Origin of the sequence: Microbacterium meiriae, from assembly GCF_032364335.1 — a bacterium.
In the GTDB taxonomy this organism is placed as follows: Bacteria; Actinomycetota; Actinomycetes; order Actinomycetales; family Microbacteriaceae; genus Microbacterium; species Microbacterium meiriae.
Genome location: NZ_CP133984.1, coordinates 3,333,769 through 3,351,028, shown reverse-complemented (window position 1 = coordinate 3,351,028; position 17,260 = coordinate 3,333,769). Strand labels below are relative to the sequence as shown.

At 69.4% G+C, this 17,260-nt stretch carries 18 protein-coding genes and 1 pseudogene; 17 read left to right on the top strand and 2 right to left on the bottom strand.

Translation table 11 applies throughout. The annotated features are described in order from the left end of the window. Positions 1 to 112 precede the first annotated feature (112 nt). Positions 113 to 211 (top strand): annotated as a pseudogene (locus RI211_RS17005) (hypothetical protein); the annotation flags it as partial. 173 nt (positions 212 to 384) lie between these two features. Here RI211_RS17005 and RI211_RS16340 read toward each other — a convergent pair. Both RI211_RS16340 and RI211_RS16335 read right to left on the bottom strand, forming a co-directional pair. Beyond that, complete coding sequence (locus RI211_RS16340; RefSeq protein WP_315636676.1) at positions 385 to 864, bottom strand: hypothetical protein; 480 nt, start codon at positions 862 to 864, stop codon at positions 385 to 387. Positions 865 to 1,797: 933 nt separating this feature from the next. After that, positions 1,798 to 3,012: an ROK family protein gene (locus RI211_RS16335; protein WP_315636674.1), complete on the bottom strand. Its 1,215-nt coding sequence runs from the start codon at positions 3,010 to 3,012 to the stop codon at positions 1,798 to 1,800. A gap of 96 nt (positions 3,013 to 3,108) precedes the next feature. Between RI211_RS16335 and RI211_RS16330 the strand changes: the two genes are divergently transcribed. From RI211_RS16330 to RI211_RS16255, 16 genes are all read left to right on the top strand, one after another. Beyond that, positions 3,109 to 4,434, top strand: a complete 1,326-nt coding sequence (locus RI211_RS16330) for an ABC transporter substrate-binding protein (RefSeq protein ID WP_315636672.1) — start codon at positions 3,109 to 3,111, stop codon at positions 4,432 to 4,434. After that, on the top strand, positions 4,431 to 5,345 hold the full coding sequence (locus RI211_RS16325; protein WP_101848001.1) for a carbohydrate ABC transporter permease: 915 nt from the start codon (positions 4,431 to 4,433) through the stop codon (positions 5,343 to 5,345). The genes RI211_RS16330 and RI211_RS16325 overlap by 4 nt, the downstream gene beginning before the upstream one ends. Further along, positions 5,345 to 6,223 (top strand): carbohydrate ABC transporter permease, encoded by an 879-nt coding sequence (locus RI211_RS16320; protein WP_085605188.1) that lies wholly within the window; start codon positions 5,345 to 5,347, stop codon positions 6,221 to 6,223. The genes RI211_RS16325 and RI211_RS16320 overlap by 1 nt, the downstream gene beginning before the upstream one ends. Positions 6,224 to 6,260: 37 nt before the next feature. Beyond that, positions 6,261 to 7,952 carry a glycoside hydrolase family 13 protein gene (locus RI211_RS16315; protein WP_315636669.1) on the top strand — a complete coding sequence of 564 codons (1,692 nt, stop codon included), beginning with the start codon at positions 6,261 to 6,263 and terminating at the stop codon, positions 7,950 to 7,952. 64 nt (positions 7,953 to 8,016) lie between these two features. Continuing rightward, positions 8,017 to 9,024: a metal ABC transporter substrate-binding protein gene (locus tag RI211_RS16310; RefSeq protein ID WP_315636668.1), complete on the top strand. Its 1,008-nt coding sequence runs from the start codon at positions 8,017 to 8,019 to the stop codon at positions 9,022 to 9,024. Beyond that, positions 9,021 to 9,872 carry a metal ABC transporter ATP-binding protein gene (locus tag RI211_RS16305; protein ID WP_085605185.1) on the top strand — a complete coding sequence of 284 codons (852 nt, stop codon included), beginning with the start codon at positions 9,021 to 9,023 and terminating at the stop codon, positions 9,870 to 9,872. The genes RI211_RS16310 and RI211_RS16305 overlap by 4 nt, the downstream gene beginning before the upstream one ends. Then, the gene (locus tag RI211_RS16300) at positions 9,869 to 10,741 is read left to right on the top strand and encodes a metal ABC transporter permease (RefSeq protein WP_370428264.1); all 873 of its coding nucleotides are present in this window, start codon (positions 9,869 to 9,871) and stop codon (positions 10,739 to 10,741) included. Before RI211_RS16305 ends, RI211_RS16300 begins: the two co-directional genes overlap by 4 nt. 120 nt (positions 10,742 to 10,861) lie before the next feature. Continuing rightward, positions 10,862 to 11,278, top strand: coding sequence for a Fur family transcriptional regulator (locus tag RI211_RS16295; RefSeq protein ID WP_187662687.1), 417 nt, complete (start codon positions 10,862 to 10,864; stop codon positions 11,276 to 11,278). After that, positions 11,275 to 12,315, top strand: coding sequence for a permease (locus tag RI211_RS16290; RefSeq protein WP_060923446.1), 1,041 nt, complete (start codon positions 11,275 to 11,277; stop codon positions 12,313 to 12,315). Before RI211_RS16295 ends, RI211_RS16290 begins: the two co-directional genes overlap by 4 nt. Further along, positions 12,308 to 13,120, top strand: a complete 813-nt coding sequence (locus tag RI211_RS16285) for a TIGR03943 family putative permease subunit (protein ID WP_187662685.1) — start codon at positions 12,308 to 12,310, stop codon at positions 13,118 to 13,120. The genes RI211_RS16290 and RI211_RS16285 overlap by 8 nt, the downstream gene beginning before the upstream one ends. Beyond that, the gene (locus tag RI211_RS16280) at positions 13,110 to 14,957 is read left to right on the top strand and encodes an Ig-like domain-containing domain (protein ID WP_280613442.1); all 1,848 of its coding nucleotides are present in this window, start codon (positions 13,110 to 13,112) and stop codon (positions 14,955 to 14,957) included. The genes RI211_RS16285 and RI211_RS16280 overlap by 11 nt, the downstream gene beginning before the upstream one ends. Before the next feature lies 1 nt (position 14,958). Continuing rightward, a complete protein-coding gene (locus RI211_RS16275; protein ID WP_315636662.1) occupies positions 14,959 to 15,681 on the top strand; it encodes a DNA-3-methyladenine glycosylase in 723 nt (240 codons plus the stop codon). Positions 15,682 to 15,872: 191 nt separating this feature from the next. Continuing rightward, positions 15,873 to 16,109, top strand: a complete 237-nt coding sequence (gene rpmB / locus RI211_RS16270) for a 50S ribosomal protein L28 (protein ID WP_017203559.1) — start codon at positions 15,873 to 15,875, stop codon at positions 16,107 to 16,109. Further along, positions 16,109 to 16,279: a 50S ribosomal protein L33 gene (rpmG, locus tag RI211_RS16265; protein WP_017203558.1), complete on the top strand. Its 171-nt coding sequence runs from the start codon at positions 16,109 to 16,111 to the stop codon at positions 16,277 to 16,279. Before rpmB ends, rpmG begins: the two co-directional genes overlap by 1 nt. A gap of 3 nt (positions 16,280 to 16,282) precedes the next feature. Beyond that, complete coding sequence (rpsN, locus tag RI211_RS16260) at positions 16,283 to 16,588, top strand: 30S ribosomal protein S14 (RefSeq protein WP_017829734.1); 306 nt, start codon at positions 16,283 to 16,285, stop codon at positions 16,586 to 16,588. Positions 16,589 to 16,912: 324 nt separating this feature from the next. Next, positions 16,913 to 17,200, top strand: a complete 288-nt coding sequence (locus RI211_RS16255; protein WP_017203554.1) for an HU family DNA-binding protein — start codon at positions 16,913 to 16,915, stop codon at positions 17,198 to 17,200. The last annotated feature ends 60 nt before the right edge of the window (positions 17,201 to 17,260 follow it).

Genomic DNA, 17,260 nt, shown 5'->3' with positions numbered 1-17,260 from the left:
CGCCGCTGAGCTGGGGCAGGTTGGAAGTCACCCCATAACTGAGGCGAGACGGCCTTTGAAGCGCTCTTTCTTCAATCGAAGTTGAGTCACTCAAACGAAAGGCCTCGACGAAGGCACCATTCGCAAGATTCTGCTTGGCGAGTCGTGGCCCGACCTTCGCACCATCTGGAGGCTGGAGTCGGCACTTGACGTCCAGCTCTACTCCCGCTGAGCCCTCGCGCTCAACCGCTCGACGCGGCGGCGGTGCTGCTGCCCGGTGCCACGGTTCGACGTCGAGGTGAAAGAGCTCTCGGAACGTGCGGCCTTCGGCGTCTTCATACGAGACCTGCACGCTCCATCGCGGGGCCTCCTCGTCGCCCACTCCCGCGCGTTTGCCTGCGCGAACTACCAGTTGCACGCCTTCGCAGGATTGCCCTGCAGTACGGCAGGAATGATCCCCGCCCGCCATCCGTCCCAGCTCTTGCGGTAGCTCTCGAGGTCGATGTTGATAGTTCCAGGAAGGCCGACGACGTGGCAGTCCCATTGCTGGGCCATGGTCTTCTTAGCCATGCCGCGCGGGTGGTGTTCCCGAAGGTCGGCGAGACCCTCGGAATAGACGATGGCGGGGTTGATGGGCTGGGTCGCTCGGGCGAGTGCCGTGACGGTCAGCCTGATCTCCCAACCGCCGTTGGCCCAACGCTCCCACTTGACCTGAGAGATCATTCCGCGCCGATACGCGGGGTCAGCGACGACCGGATACTGACCCTCGGTCAGCTCCTCGTGCTCGACAACCTGCGTGAGGGTGTTTCCGGCCAACTCATAGTGGGTGGGCACGTCGTTGCCCGCAGCGTCCTTGGCCCAGGCGGGGAAGAAGCCGCCGATCATCGATCCGTCCGCCGCCCAGACGAACGGCTGCCCATTGATGAGTTCCAGGCGGGCCCCTTCGGGGACATCGATCAGGTAGTCGAAGCGCTTGGGGGGCTGTGCGGTCGTTGAGGATCGTTGCGATCTGCACAGTTGAGTCTTCCTTGACCGTCGTCACGACGTCAGTGCCGTCGGTTGTCTCGTGGGCGCTCACCCCGGGCTGGAGAGGGATGGCAGCGGTGACGGAGCTTCCCGGACGATGGATGCTGACGGCGCCAGCGCCTTCTCCCACTGTGACCGGCTCGTCGAGCGTCGCAGGGACTTCGATCAGCGAGTCGTTCACCTGCACGGGCACATCGCTCGGTGCGATCGCGGCGGTGTCACTGAGGAGAGCGGTTAACTCGGACGTCGGCTGGCCTGCGGTCGTCTCTGACAGGGGGGAGAGCACATCTCAAACGTCCGAGTCGTCCACCGGGTTCGCCGTTGCGGTGGCCGCAGATCCTCCCAGCATGGCGGTGACGAGAGCTGCCCCCAGCAGCATTCGGTACTTTGTCTTCACGCGTTCTCCTAATTTCGATTGAGGTTGTTCGAGTGGATGCTCCAGAAGGCCGGGGTCCAGGCCCGTCCAGCAAGAGACCCGCTTTTCTGATTGCAGGCCTCGGACTGGCCATCCTGCTCATCTGGCTGGTCGTCATGTCCGGCGCGCTGGCCGTCATCTTCGACCCTGATACTGAGGCGCTCACGCCAGTCTTCTCTGGACTCCACTCAAGTTACTGACCTGAGTCCAAAAAAGATGTAGGCCGGATAGGGGACACCGAGCGTCTCGTGTGAGCACACAGGCGTTCGCGCGAGGACAGGCTGCCAGGGGCGGGAGAGCCTGAACTCGCGCGCTTGCCTGTTCTCGCGAGAGAGGGCGGTTCGCGAGGGGAGGGGGCGGCTGACGCAAGAGGGGGGTCAGGCGGTGAGACGCTGTTCCGCGAGGCGGGGGACGGCACGCTCCCTGGCAGCCCTCCGGGCGGTCGCGATCGCGCCGGCCGACACGACCTCCGCGCCGAGTGTGGAGGCGAGGATCTCGGGTGCGGGCAGGTGCAGCTCGTCCGGGAGGATCCGGCGGGCGGCGGCCAGCACAGGCTCGATGCTCTCCGCCACGGCCCCGCAGATGATCACGCGGGCCGGGTCGTACATGCTGCCGAGCACCCCGACGACGCGGGCGAGAGTGGCCCCCACGCGCTCGGCGACGCGCAGGGCGTCGGCGTCTCCGGAGGCGGCGAGGGTCAGCACCAGCCGCGGATCGACCGGCCCGTCCGCCACGAGCCGTCCGAGGATTCCGTCTGCGGCAGCGCCCCCGTCCTCGACGGCGCTCCGAGCCTGTTCCTCCACGGCGTGACGGAGACCCACCGCCGAGCCGACACCGATGATGTGATCGAACACCACGCCCTCGCCGACGCCGCCGTGGGCGCCATGCAGCACGTGCCCGTCGACGACGACGCCGCCGCCGAAGCGCTCACTGGCGAGCAGGGCCACGTAGTCGCGGCAGTCGACAGCCATTCCGAGCGTCCCCTCGGCGATCGCGGCGAGCTGGGCGTCGTTCTTCACCTCGACCACCGGCGCCCAGTCGCGCAGGGCCTCCGCGAGCCCGGGGTTCGTGCGCTCCCAGAAGCCGTCGGGGTGCGGGGGCGAGATGCCGTCCCGGTTGACGGGGGCGGCGACGCCGGCGCACACCGCGAGCACGCGCTCCGCGGGCACCCCGGCCTCGTCGCGCGCGGCGGTGAGGTGCTGCAGGATCGTCGCTCGGCGGTCCTCGACGCTCTGCGCGGGGTCGACCTCCACGCGATGGTGCACGAGCGTGCGATCGAGCAGATCCGCGACGGTGACGGCGAGATGGGTGTCGCCGGCGTCGATGCCCATCACCACGCCGAGGTCTGCCGCGAGGGCGAAGCGGCGCGCGGGGCGCCCGGAGCGGTAGTCGCCGATGGCACGGGCGTTGGGCAGCTCGCGCAGCACCTCCGCGGTGACGAGGGTGTCGATCGCGTCGATGGTGGTCGAGCGCGTGAGCGAGGTGCCGGCCATGGCCTCGGTGGCGGTGAACTCGCCGGCCGTCCAGGCGAAGTCGAGCACCGCGCTCACGCTCGCGCGGCCGGTGCCGAGTCCCGTCGAGACCTCTGTCACTCCCCTTGACCTTTCTGTCGCCCAGATGAGACAGTACCTCTAGACGGACTAAATTCGCTCACTAGATTTATTCCGCGGATCTACGAAAGGACGACGGTGTCTGCCACACGATCACGGGCGGTGCGCTGGACCGCCGGAGCGCTCGGCCTCGTGCTGACCGGCGCGGCGCTCACGAGCTGTGCCGCCGGCGGGGGAGCGGAGACGATCCGCTTCACGTTCAGCAAGCGCGAGGCCATCCCGTTCATGACGGAGCTCGTCGCGGAGTACAACGCGTCGCAGGACGACGTCCGGGTGGAGATCGACACGTCCGGCGTCGACGTCGTCTCGGCGAGCTTCGTCCGCGGGAACCCGCCCGACATCATGCTCGCCAACTACAACTACGAGGTCGCCCGGTTCGTGCAGCGGTGCGCGCTCACCGACCTCTCCGACACGGAGGCCGCCGCCGGCATCCGTGAGGACCTGCAGCCTTTGATGGACCAGTACGGCTCCTGCGAGGGGCGCACCAGCGCCCTGCCGTACTCGGTCATGGCCGCCTCGGTCATCTACAACACGCAGATCTTCGCGGAGCAGGGCCTCGAGGTGCCGCAGACCTGGGACGAGCTCCTCGCCGTCAGCGACAGGCTCCGCGAGGCCGGGATCGACCCGTTCTACGCCACGTTCAAGGACGACTGGACCGTCGCGCAGGGCTGGTACGACTACGCGGTCGGCGGCTCGCTGGACGTGCTGGCGTTCTTCGACGCGCTCGCCGCCGAGGGCACAGAGGTGGGCCCGGACTCGGAGGTCTCCTTCGAGAAGGACTTCGCGGAGCCGATGGACAGGATGATGCAGCTCGCGAGCACGTACACGAACGAGGATGCCGCGAGCCGGGCGTACGGAGACGGCAACCTCGCCTTCGCGAAGGGCGAGGCCGCGATGTACCTGCAGGGGCCGTGGGCGTTCAGCGAGATCGCCAAGACCGACCCCGACCTCGACCTCGGCACCTTCCCGCTGCCCATGACCGATGACCCGGACGACCTCGCCGTCCGGGTGAACATGGACCTCGCGGTCATGATCCCCGAGGAGTCGCAGCACCAGGAGGCCGCGCGCGACTTCCTGGAGTACCTCTACCTCCCGGAGAACATCGAGGAGTACAACGCGTCGCAGCTCGGGTTCACCCCGACGACGGACGCGGCACCGCCGGATGACCCGCGTATCGAGGGCATGATCGAGTACTACGACGAGGGGCGGATCTACCAGGGCCCCTCGGTCCTCGTCCCGAAGACCCTGCCGATGAACAACTACGCGCAGGCCATGGTGCTCGGCGCCGACCCGTCCTCCATCCTCCGCACCATGGACGCGGACTGGGCCCGCATCGCCTTCCGAGCCCCGATCCCGAGTTCCGAGGATTCCGCATCGGGCGAGACAGAGGAGTCCGCGCCATGAGTACCAGCACGACCGCCATCGTCACCGGCGAGCAGCGGAAGATCCGCCGCCACACGCGCCGCGTCGAGCCGATCTACTACCTGTTCCTGCTGCCGACCCTGGTGATCTTCACGCTCGCGATCACGGTCCCCGGAGTCATCGGCATCTTCTTCAGCTTCACCGACTCGATCGGCATCGGCGAATGGAGCTTCAACGGGCTGACGAACTACATCGCGCTGTTCAGCGACCCGGCGATCCTGCAGAGCTATCTCTTCACCTTCGGGTTCTCGATCGCGACAGTGATCGTCGTCAACGTCATCGCGTTCCTGCTGGCGGTCGGCCTCACCTCCCGCATCCGGTTCAAGACGGGGCTGCGGACGATCTTCGTGATCCCGATGGTGATCTCGGGCATCATCATCGCCTACGTCTTCAACTTCCTGTTCTCGAACTCGATCCCCGCGGCGGGCGCGGCCACCGGCATCCCGTGGCTGGAGACGAGCCTGCTCGCCAACCCCGACCTCGCCTGGGTCGCGATCGTGATCGTCACCGCCTGGCAGGCGGTCCCCGGCACGCTCCTCATCTACATCGCCGGACTCCTGTCGGTGCCGGGCGAGGTGTACGAGGCGGCGAGCATCGACGGCGCCAGCCGCACGCAGCAGCTGACCCGCATCACGATCCCCCTCGTCGCCGGATACGTCGTCATCAACGTGATCCTCGGCTTCAAGGGCTTCCTCAACGCCTACGACATCATCGTCGGCCTCACCAACGGCGGTCCCGGCACCGCCACCCGCAGCGTCGCGATGACGATCATCGCGGGCTTCAACGGCGGCGACTACGCCTACCAGATGGCCAACGCCACGATCTTCTTCATCGTGGCCGTGCTCATCTCCGTCCTCCAGCTCTCGCTGACCCGCGGAAGGAACACGTTCTGATGTCGACGGAGACCCTCACCACCATCCCCGCGGACGGACGCCGGAAGCGGCAGAAGATGGAGCGCGTCAACTGGTCGGGCACCATCATCCTGATCCTGTGCACGGCGACGATCCTCATCCCGCTGTACGTGACGATCTCGATGGCGTTCAAGACCACCGGGCAGGCGGTCGACGGCAACGCGTTCTCGCTGCCGGCGCCGTTCAGCATCGACGGCTTCGTGCAAGCCTGGACGCTGACGAAGTTCCCGGTCGGCGCCGCGATCTCGCTGCTCGTCACGGCAGGGACGGTCATCGCGACGATCGTCCTCGCGGCCTTCGCGTCGTACGCGATCGTGCGCAACTGGGACCGCCGGCTGTTCCGGTACTCCTTCTTCTACCTGCTGGCGGCGATGTTCATCCCGTTCCCCGTCGTGGCACTTCCGCAGATCCAGCTCACCGGACGCGTCGGCCTCGACAACCCGTTCGGCGTGATCATCCTCGCCACGATGTTCCAGCTCAGCTTCAGCGTGCTGCTGTTCACGGCCTTCCTGCGCTCGATCCCGATCGAGCTGGAGGAGAGCGCGAGGATCGACGGCGCCACGACCTGGCAGACGTTCTGGCGGCTCATCTTCCCGCTGCTCGCGCCGATGAGCGCCACGGTCGGCATCTTCGCCTTCCTCTACGCCTGGAACGACTTCATGATGCCGTCGCTGATCATCTCCGACCCGGCGCTGCAGACGCTCCCGGTGCGGCAGAACCTCTTCCAGAACCAGTTCAGCAACAACTACAACGTCGCCTTCGCCTCGTACCTGATGGCCATGGCGCCCGCGATCGTCGCCTATCTCTTCACTCAGCGCTGGGTGATGGAGGGCGTCACGCAGGGTGCCGTCAAGGGCTGACCCGACCCCCGCAAGAAACAAGGAGAGCCTCTTCCTCATGACCGATTCGCTGCTCACCGCGACCCGCGAAGACGACAAGACCGCGACCTGGTGGCGTCAGGCCGCCGTGTACCAGATCTATCCGCGGAGCTTCGCGGACGCCGACGGCGACGGCCTCGGCGACATCCCCGGCATCGTGTCGCGCGCCGACTACCTCGCCGAGCTCGGCATCGACGCGGTGTGGCTGAGCCCGTTCTACCCGTCGGAACTCGCCGACGGCGGGTACGACGTGGCGGACTACCGGGACGTCGACCCCCGCCTCGGTACCCTCGACGACTTCGACGCCATGGTCGAGGCGCTGCACGCGCGGGGCATCCGCGTCGTCGTCGACATCGTCCCCAACCACACCTCCGACCAGCACGCCTGGTTCCAGGAGGCGCTGGCTGCCGGCCGCGGCTCGGCCGCCCGGGAGCGCTACATCTTCCGCGAGGGCACCGGTCCCGACGGCGCGGAGCCGCCCACCGACTGGGTCTCGGTCTTCGGCGGCAGCGCCTGGGAGCGCGTCGCGGACGGCCAGTGGTACCTGCACAACTTCGCCGTCGAGCAGCCCGACCTCAACTGGGACCACCCCGAGGTGCGCGAGGACTTCCTCACAACGCTCCGCTTCTGGTCGGACCGCGGCGTGGACGGGTTCCGCATCGATGTGGCCCACATGCTGACGAAGGACCTCACCGAGCCGCTGCCGTCGCGTGCCGAGCTCGACGCGATGGACCGCACCTCCGGCACGCACCCGATGATCGACCGCGACGACGTGCACGAGATCTACGCCCAGTGGCGCGCGGTCTTCAACGAGTACGACCCGCCGCGCACCGCGGTCGCGGAGGCGTGGGTGGAGACCCCGGAGCGCCGCGCGAAGTACGCCTCCGCAGAGGGGCTCGGACAGGCGTTCAACTTCGACCTGCTCGTCGCCGACTTCGACGCGGCGGACTTCCAGCGCATCATCGCCGACAACCTCGCCCAGGCGCAGGCCGCCGGATCCTCGACGACCTGGGTGCTCTCGAACCACGACGTGACCCGGCACGCCACCCGCTACGGCCTGCCGCCGCTGCGCGGACGCGCGGTCAAGCAGGGAACCGAGTGGGTGCGCGCGGGCGGCCCGGAGGAGGGACTCGATCGGGAAGGCGGTCTGCGTCGGGCGCACGCAGCGACGCTGCTGCTGCTCGGCCTGCCCGGCAGCGCCTACCTCTATCAGGGCGAGGAGCTCGGCCTGCACGAGGTCGCGGACATCACCCCCGACCAGCGCCAGGACCCCGGGTTCTTCCGCGGCGCGGACTTCGACGGCCTCGGGCGCGACGGCTGCCGCGTACCGCTGCCGTGGACGGCGTCCGGCAGCTCATACGGCTTCGGCGCGGCCGGCGCGCACCTGCCGCAGCCTGCCTGGTTCGCGGAGTACGCGGTCGAGGTGGAGGACGCCGATCCCGGCTCGACCCTCAACCTGTACCGCGAGGCGCTGCGTCTCCGGCGACTGCTGCAGACCGGCGAGACGCTCGAGTGGGTCGACACGGGTCGGGAGGACGTGCTGCGGTTCCGCCGCCCGAACGGGTGGGAGGTCGTGACGAACTTCGGCATCGCTCCGTTTGATCTGGGCGCCGCGGCCGACGATGCCGTGCTGTCGACCATGCCCCTCGACGGCTCCGTGCTGCCGGGCGAGGCCACGGCGTGGATCGCCCCGGGGGCGCTCGCGAACTGACTGCAGAGTCGGGGCGAGGACGCCGGTTTGATAATGGTTCTCATTAGCGTTTAGAGTGGGAATCATGAAGAAGCCCGTCCTCGCCCTCACGCTCGCCTCCGTCGCCGCCCTCACGCTGGCCGGATGCTCGACCACCCCGGGCGCGGCGGAGGATGACGGCGCGGTGACGGTCGTCGCGAGCACCAACGTCTACGGCGACATCGCCGCGCAGGTCGGCGGGGACCGCGTCGACGTCACCGCGATCATCGACTCGGTCACCCAGGACCCGCACTCCTATGAGGCGAGTGCCCGCGACCGTCTCACGCTGCAGAAGGCCGATCTCGTGGTGGAGAACGGCGGCGGCTACGACGCGTTCATCGACAGCCTCCTGCAGGATGCGCAGGACCCGCACGTCGTCACCGCGGTGGAGTTCTCGCACGACTACCCGGGCAACGAGGGTCACGACGAGGGCGAGGACCACGATCACGACGAGGCGGCGACGGACGAGCCGCACGATCACGAGCACGCCGAGGGCGAGGACGAGCACGCCGGCCACGACCACATCGAGGGCTTCAACGAGCACGTCTGGTTCGACCCGCACACGATGATCCACGTCGTCGAGGCGATCGCCGACGAGCTCACCGAGATCGACCCCGACGGCGCCGACACGTTCCGCACGAACGCGGACGAGCTCGTCGCGGAGCTGGAGGGCTTCGAGGGCGACCTCGAGGCGATCAAGGCGGACGCCGCCGGTGCGACGGTGTTCATGACCGAGCCGTTGCCCGGATACCTGGCCACGGCCGCCGGGCTCACCGACGTCACCCCAGAGGGCTTCGCGGAGTCGGTGGAGGAGGGCAGTGATGTCGCGCCCGCCGTGCTGCTCGAGGCGCTGCAGGTCGTCGGGTCCGGCGATGTGACCGCCGTGCTCACCAACGCCCAGACCGGCGGCGCGGAGACGGAGCGCGTGGAGAAGGCCGCGGAGGACGCCGAGGTGCCCGTGGTCGCGTTCACGGAGCTGCTCGAGGACGGATCGTCGTACTCTGAGTGGATGAGTGACGCGATCCAGAGCCTCGCCGCCGCCGTCCAGTCGTGAGCGGAGCCCGTTCACAGGCTCAGCGACCCGCGAGGGAGACCGGCCCGGTCCTCGAGATCGCCGACGGCGCCCTGCAGCGGGGCGACCGCGAGCTCTGGTCGGGACTCGACCTCACGGTGCAGCCCGGGGAGTTCATCGCCGTGCTCGGCCCGTCGGGATCCGGGAAGACGACGCTCCTCCGCAGCATCCTGGGACTCCAGCCCCTCTCGCGCGGGAGCATCCGCGTGGCCGGCGAGCCCGTGCACCGCGGGAACGCCCGCATCGGCTACATCCCTCAGCAGCGCTCGCTCGCTCCCGACACGAGCATGCGCGCCCGTGATCTCGTCGCCCTCGGCGTGCAGGGCAGCCGCTTCGGTTTCCCGGTCCCGCACCGTGGCGACCGGGCGAAGGTCGACGCCCTGCTGGCCGCTGTCGGGGCGACCTCGTACGCGGACCGCCGGGTGGGCCTCCTCTCCGGCGGAGAGCAGCAGCGCCTCCGCGTCGGGCAGGCGCTGGCCGACGAACCCGCGCTGCTCCTCTGCGACGAGCCGCTGTCGAACCTCGACCTCGCCAACCAGGTCGCCGTCACCGACATCATCGATCGGCAGCGTCGGGAGCGCGGAGCCGCCGTGCTCTTCGTCACGCACGACGTCAACCCGATCCTGAACCGCGTCGACCGCATCCTCTACATCGCCGGCGGCCGGTTCCTCCTCGGGACCCCGGAGGAGGTGCTGCAGACCCGGGTGCTGACGGATCTCTACGGCACCCCGGTGTTCGTGCTCCGCGCCGGTGACCGGCTCGTCGTGGTCGGCGTCCCCGATGCGGAGCCGCACCACGACCATGACCACGAGCACGGGGGCGCCGCATGACCGTCGCGTCCGCTCTCGTCCCCATGGTCGGCTGGGACGACATCTTCTCCTTCCAGGACTATGGCGAGCTCGTCGCCCTGCTCGCGAACTCGATCATCGCGGGCGCCGTGCTCGGGCTCGTCGGCGGTCTCATCGGGGTGTTCGTCATGCAGCGCGATCTCGCGTTCGCGGTACACGGGGTGAGCGAGCTCTCCTTCGCGGGAGCGGCGGCGGCGCTGCTGTTCGGCGGCAGCGTCGTGCTCGGCTCACTCGGCGGAGCCCTCGTGGCGGCGATCCTCATCGGGGTCCTCGGCGCCAAGGCCAGGGACCGCAACTCGATCGTCGGCGTGCTCATGCCGTTCGGCCTCGGTCTCGGCATCCTGTTCCTGTCGCTGTACGACGGCCGCAGCGCCAACCGGTTCAGCCTCCTCACGGGGCAGATCGTGTCGGTCTCGAGTCCCGACCTCGGCTGGCTCGTCGGCATCAGCCTCGTGGTGCTGCTCGGCCTGCTCGTGATGTGGAATCCGCTGCGCTTCGACTCGCTCGATCCGGAGTCGGCGGCAGCCCGCGGAGTGCCCACCCGCACCGTGAGCCTGCTGTTCATGGTGCTTCTGGGACTCATCGTCGCGGTGAGCGTGCACATCATCGGCGCACTGCTGGTGATGGCGCTGCTGGTGACACCGGCCGCTGCGGCCATGCGGATCACGGCGGGCCCGGTCGCGGTGCCCGTGCTGGCGGCGCTGTTCGGGTTCGTCTCGGCCGTCGGCGGCATCCTCCTCGCGCTCGCCGGCACCCTGCCCGTCAGCCCCTACATCACGACCCTGTCCTTCACGATCTACGTCGTGTGCTGGATCGTGCAGCGCGTCCGTTCCCGGGTCACCCGCGTCTGACCCCCTTCGAGTCGCGCACTTCGCTCCATTTCGGCCGCAGATGCCGCCGATCGGGCGACTCGAATCCGCGGTGGGGGCGCTCCCAGCCCTCGCCGATCCCGGCGGCCTAGAATCGATGGCATGGCTCAGCGGAACACCTGGCAGCGCGAACGCGTGCGCGAAGCGCTCGCCGACGCCCGCGGTTTCGTGAGCGCGCAGAGCCTGCACGCGACGCTCCGCGACGACAACACGGGGATCGGCCTGGCCACCGTCTACCGCGCCCTCGCCGGACTCGCGGCGGCCGGAGATGCCGACTCGCTGCAGAGCCCCGAGGGGGAGGCGCTCTACCGGGCGTGCACCACCCAGGGCCACCACCACCACCTCATCTGCCGGTCCTGCGGCCTCACGGTCGAGATCGAGGCGAAAGACGTGGAGCAGTGGGCGCACCGCACGGCCGCCCTGCACGGCTTCACCGAGGCCGCGCACGTGGTCGACATCTTCGGACTGTGCACCCCCTGCGCGAACAAGCGCGACGCCGAGAGGACTGCGACAGCGTGACCGCCCCGGCACGAACGGCCACCCGTCCGGGCCACACGCACCGTCGAGCGCCCTCGCCGCGCTCGACGTGGATCGCCGTCGGCATCGGTGCCGTGATCGTCGCGGCGCTGTTCCTCATCGACGCCTTCCTCCCCACCCTCTTCCCCGCCTCGCTGCCCACCCGCGCGCAGGACGGTCTGACACTCGCTCTCAGCGTGCTGATCGAGGCGCTGCCGTTCGTGGTGCTCGGCGTGCTGCTGTCGATCGTCGTGCAGGTCTGGCTCCCGGCGGACGTCATCCACCGCTGGCTCCCGCGCCGCGCCTGGGCCCGCCGCGCCGTGCTCTCCCTGCTCGGCATGCTCATCCCGGTCTGCGAGTGCGGGAACGTCCCGTTCGCCCGCGGACTCATGATGCGCGGACTCGCCCCCGCGGAAGCGCTGACCTTCCTCATCGCGGCGCCGATCGTGAACCCGATCGTGATCCTCACGACGCACGCCGCATTCGGATGGGACGGCGGCATCCTCGTCGCCCGCCTCGTCGGTGGCTACCTCATCGCGAACCTCATCGGCTGGATCTACAGCCGCCACCCCTCGCCGGAGTCGCTGCTCACCCAGCGCTTCGTCGACACGTGCGAGCGCGTGACCCACGAGCCGGGAACTCCCGTGCGCCGCAGCCTCACGCAGTTCCTCGTGGAGCTGCGGGCCGTGATGCCGGCGCTCGTGATCGGCTCCGCGCTGGCGGGGGCCGTGCAGGTCCTCATCCCGCGCGACGTCCTGCTCACGATCGGCGCCAACCCCGTGCTGTCCATCGTCGCGATGATGCTGCTCGCGATCGTCGTGGCGATCTGCTCCAATGTCGACGCCTTCTTCGCGCTGTCGTTCGCGTCGACCTTCTCCTCGGGGGCCCTCGTGGCGTTCCTCCTGGTCGGGCCGCTCGTCGACATCAAGATGCTGGCGCTGATGCGCACGACCTTCACCACCCGGACGCTCGTCGGGATCACCGCTGTCGTGCTGGCGTCGGCCTTCGCGATCGGGATCGGGGTGAACGTCCTTGCCTGAGCTCTCCGTCCGCACGCGCGCCCTCGCGACCCGGTGGCTGGGGATCGGTCTGGCCTCCGTCGTCGCCGTCGTCACCCTCGGCCTCGCGGTGACCGACCGCCTCAGCCTCTACATCAGCCCGGAGTCGGTGTGGTTCGCATCGGCTGCCGCCGTGGTCACTCTCGCCGGAGCCGTCTGGTCGTGCACGCTGCCCCTGGGCGCGGAGGAGGATCACGGGCACGACCACGGTCCCTCCTCCGCCCGATCTGCGGAGTCGGAGCACTCCTCCGCTGAGGAGAGCGAGCGCCCCTCCGTCCCGTCGCGCCGGACCCTCGCCGGGGTCGGTGCTCTGGCCGGCGGTGTGGTGGCGACGGGGGTCGTCGTCTCCGCACTCGTCCTGCCTCCCGCCTCGCTCTCGGTCGAGCTCGCGATGTCGCGCGCCGGGGAGGAGACCGCACTGTTCGCCGGCGCCGACACGGTCGCCCTCGGGGTCGCGGACACGTCGACGTTCGGCGTGGGCGACTGGGCGAGCGTCTTCGCCGCCGCGACGAACACCACGGCCTACGACGGGGCCGACGTCACGTTGCAGGGCTTCGTCACGCCGGGCGACGGCGACGGCGTCAACCTCACCCGGCTCGTGATCACCCATTGCGTCATCGACGCCCAGACGGCGGCGCTGCCGGTGAGCGTCGACGCGGACGCGTACAAGACCGGACAATGGGTCGAGATCACCGGGACCGTCCGTGCGGATGAGAACGGCTCCCTGCACATCGAGCCGACCGATGTCGTGGCGATCGACGAGCCGAAGGACCCGTATGAGTACTGACGACGAGCGGCCGGAGCCGCCCGCCGTCCCGCGGACCCGCGCTGAGCTGCGCGCTGCCAGGGAAGCGGAGGAGCGCGCCGCCGAGGAGCAGACGGCCGCAGAGCGCGCGGCCACCGAGCAGGCTGAAGCGGAGCAGGTCGCGGCGGAACGTGCGGCCGTGGAGCGGATGGCCGCCGAGGTCGCCGCCGAGCAGGCCGCCGTCGATCGCGAAGCTGCGGCGGAGCGTGAGGCGGCAGAGCGCGAGGCGGCGGAGCGTGAGGCGGCGGAGCGTGAGGCGGCGGAGCGCGCTGCTCCCGATGCGGCCGCCGGCGTCCCCGCGATCCCGCAGGCGCCCGAGCCGGTGTTCACCCCCGCGGGGCCGGCGTCCACCCCCGCGGCGAGCAGCGAACCGGGAGATGCATCGGATCCGGGCTGGACGCCGACCACCGACCTCCCCGCCGACGACGATGCGCCTCCGCCCGCGCCGTGGTCCCGCCGCCGCTTCCTCGTCACGATCGGTGCCGTGGTCGGAGTGCTCGTGCTCGTCGGCACCGGACTCGGAATCGTCAGCCTGCTCCAGGGCCCCCGGGTGACCGATGTGCAGGTCGACGCCGCCCAGGCCATCGAATCCTCAGGGAGCCGCGTCATCCTCACGGCGAATCAGCCGCTCTCCGCCATCGACCCCGAGCAGGTCACGGTCGAGCCGTCCGTGCCGTTCACGGTCGATGCCGCCGGTCGGGGCGTCGGCGTGCGCTTCACGGTGCCCCTCGACGACGACACGACCTACACGGTGACCGTCTCCGACGTGACGGGTGCGGGAGGAGGACCGGCCGCCGATCTGACGACATCCTTCGAGACCCCGGCGTCGTCGATCTTCCTCCTGCGCCGCGACCCCGACGGCGACGACATCATCTTCCGCACCGACCTGAGCGGCGAGAACGCGCAGCCGGTGTTCTCCCACCCGCGGATCGACGACTTCCGGGCCACGTCCACGCAGCTCGTGGCCGCGGTCGAGGATGACGACCAGTCGCGGCTGCTCGTGATGGACAGGGACGGCTCCGACCAGCGCGAGCTCCCCCTCCCCGGCGAAGGCTACGTGGGCGCGATCCAGGTGTCCGAACGCGGCAACCTCGTCGGCTACAGCTACTCCGATCGCGAGCTCAGCGATACCGAGGGGCGCGCGAGCGTGCTCGTCACCCAGTCGCTGAGCGGCGACGACGAGCCCCGTATCATCGAGGTCGGGGACAAGCAGGTGAGCGTCTTCGTGTGGCAGTTCGTGCCGGACAGCGCCGCCGTCCTGTTCATCGACTTCGACGGAGCGCTGTCCCTCGTGGACCAGTCGGCCGACACCGGCGTGCAGTCCCTCGGTCTCGCCACGACGATCCAGGGCATCTCCCGCGGCACCTACACTGCGATCGTCGAGCGACTGGACGGATCGGTGGTGGAGCTCGACCTGGCGGACGGATCGGAGGAGCCGCTCGCGGCGTCGGAGCCGGACTACGGCACCGCGACCTCCATCACGCCGTTCCCCGGTGGAACGCTGCGCCACGTCGTCGCCAGGGACGAGGGCGGCCTCCCGGTGGGTCAGGCCGTCATCCGCGTCGACGACTCCGGCGCGGCCACGCCGCTGGTCGAGGTGAGTTCGGCCGACTCGATCCTCCAGGCCTGTGCGTCGCCGAGCGGGCAGTACGCCGCGGTGGTGATCGCGCCGGACATGGCGGACAACGCCTACGACGGGATGCTGCTGCCGCTGCCGGAGAAGCTCGAGACGCACCTCATCGACATGAAGACGGGGGACGAGATCGTCGCACTGACCGGTTTCGACGCGTCCTGGTGCCAGACGGCGCCGCGGTTCTGACATGACGGGGCCCCTGGCGCTGCGGCGCGCGACCCGCGACGACGTGATGCGCTCCGCCGTGGAGGTCGCGCCGACCCTCCTCGGCGCGGAGCTGCGGACCGTGGTCGTCGAGGACGGTCGCCCGGTGGAGGTGCGCGTGCGGATCACCGAGGTGGAGGCCTATCACGGGCAGGGCACCGGAGCGCTGGCGGACCCGGGGTCCCACGCCCGCATGGGCCGCACCGCCCGGAACGCCACGATGTGGGGCGAGCCGGGCCATCTCTACGTGTACCTGAGTCACGGCATCCACTCCTGCGTCAACGTGGCCTGCGGTCCCGAGGGGCAGGGTGACGGGGTGCTGCTGCGCGCGGGGGAGATCGTGACCGGGGTGGAGGAGGCGGCCCGGCGACGGCGTGCGGTCCTCCCGCTCGGCCGCACCGCTCGGCGGGACCTCGCGCGTGGGCCCGGACGGCTCGGACAGGCCGCGGGACTGCGGCACTCCCTGCACGACGGCATCGACGCCATCACCGGCGAGGAGCGGAAAGACGCCAGGGCGGAGTTGTGGCTCGGCCCTCCCGTGGTCGACGTGGCCCAGGGCCCGCGGGTGGGGGTGGCGGGCATCGCCGGCACGGACGCGTTCCCTTGGCGCTTCTGGATCCCCGGCGACCCCACGGTGTCCGCGTTCCGGTGGGGTCGGGGTGCCGCCGACGCTTCGAGTCGCGCGAATGGCGGCGTTTCGGGCTGAGATGGGACCATTCAGGCGATTCGAGCGGCTGCTCGGAGCCGTGCTAGACTGACTCTTCGTCTGCGCACGCTCCTGTGCGCAGTTCGTGTGCTCCCCCTTCTTCCGCCGAGAGATCGGCATGCGGGGCGGCGTGCAGACAAGGGATCTTGGGTGAGACCGTCCGGTCTCACGGTAATGAAGGAGTCATCATCATGGCAGCAGTGTGCCAGGTGACCGGAGCTGTTCCCGGCTTCGGTCACAACGTCTCGCACTCGCACCGCCGGACGAAGCGTCGCTTCGACCCGAACGTGCAGAAGAAGACCTATTTCGTGCCCTCGCTCGGTCGTAAGATCACGCTCAACGTGTCCGCCAAGGGCATCAAGGTGATCGACGTGCGCGGCATCGAGAACGTCGTCAAGGACCTCCAGGCGAAGGGTGTGAAGCTCTAATGGCCAAGAAGGCTCAGGACGTCCGTCCGATCATCAAGCTGCGTTCGACGGCGGGTACGGGTTACACGTACGTGACCAAGAAGAACCGCCGCAACACTCCCGACCGCCTCGTGCTCAAGAAGTACGACCCGGTCATCCGTCAGCACGTCGAATTCCGAGAGGAGCGTTGATCCATGGCTAAGAAGAGCAAGATCGCGCGCAACGAGCAGCGCAAGGTCATCGTCGAGCGCTACGCCGAGCGTCGTGCCGAGCTGAAGAAGACCCTGGTCGACCCGAACGCCACCGACGAGGCCCGCGAGGCCGCCCGCGTCGGCCTGCAGAAGCTGCCGCGCAACGCGTCGCCGGCTCGCGTGCGTTCGCGCGACGTCATCGACGGCCGCCCCCGTGGTGTCCTCACGAAGTTCGGCATCTCGCGTGTTCGCTTCCGTGACATGGCGCACCGTGGCGAGCTGCCCGGCGTGACCAAGTCGAGCTGGTAAGCACCCAGCGAGAAGGGGCGGGGATCTTCGGATCCTCGCCCCTTTTGCATGCCCGGGAACGCAGGCGATCACGCCGGGTCAGGCGCGTATGCCAGGGAGTGCCTGATGCCGCGCGGCGGCCTGAACCCGCGAGCGGGCGCCCGAAAACGTGTGACGCGAGTGGCCAATGTGACGCGACACGCCGGGAAATCGGTCGAAACCCGCGAAATGACGCGGAAATCCGGGTGGCCGTTGGTACATTCGAGGCGGTCACACGACCAACGGGGAGCACCCGCTCCTCGCACCCACACACGATGCGACGGTCCTTCGTCGCTGGAGGATGACATGGCTGACAAGTCCATCACCAAGACCGAGCTCGTCGCGAGCATCGCTTCCGCCACCGGCCAGAGCCAGGCCACCGTCTCCGGTGTCCTCGACTCGCTGTTCGCCACGGTCTCCGACGCCGTCGCCAAGGGCAGCAAGGTCTCCATCCCGGGCTGGATCTCGTTCGAGCAGGTCGACACGGCCGCCCGCACGGGCCGCAACCCGCAGACCGGCGCCGAGATCAAGATCCCGGCCGGCAAGCGCGTCAAGGTGACCGCCGGCTCCAAGCTCAAGGCTGCCGTCAAGTAAGACCGCACCCGTTCGAAGGCCGCCCCCGCTCCGGGGGCGGCCTTCGTGCGTTCTCCCTGC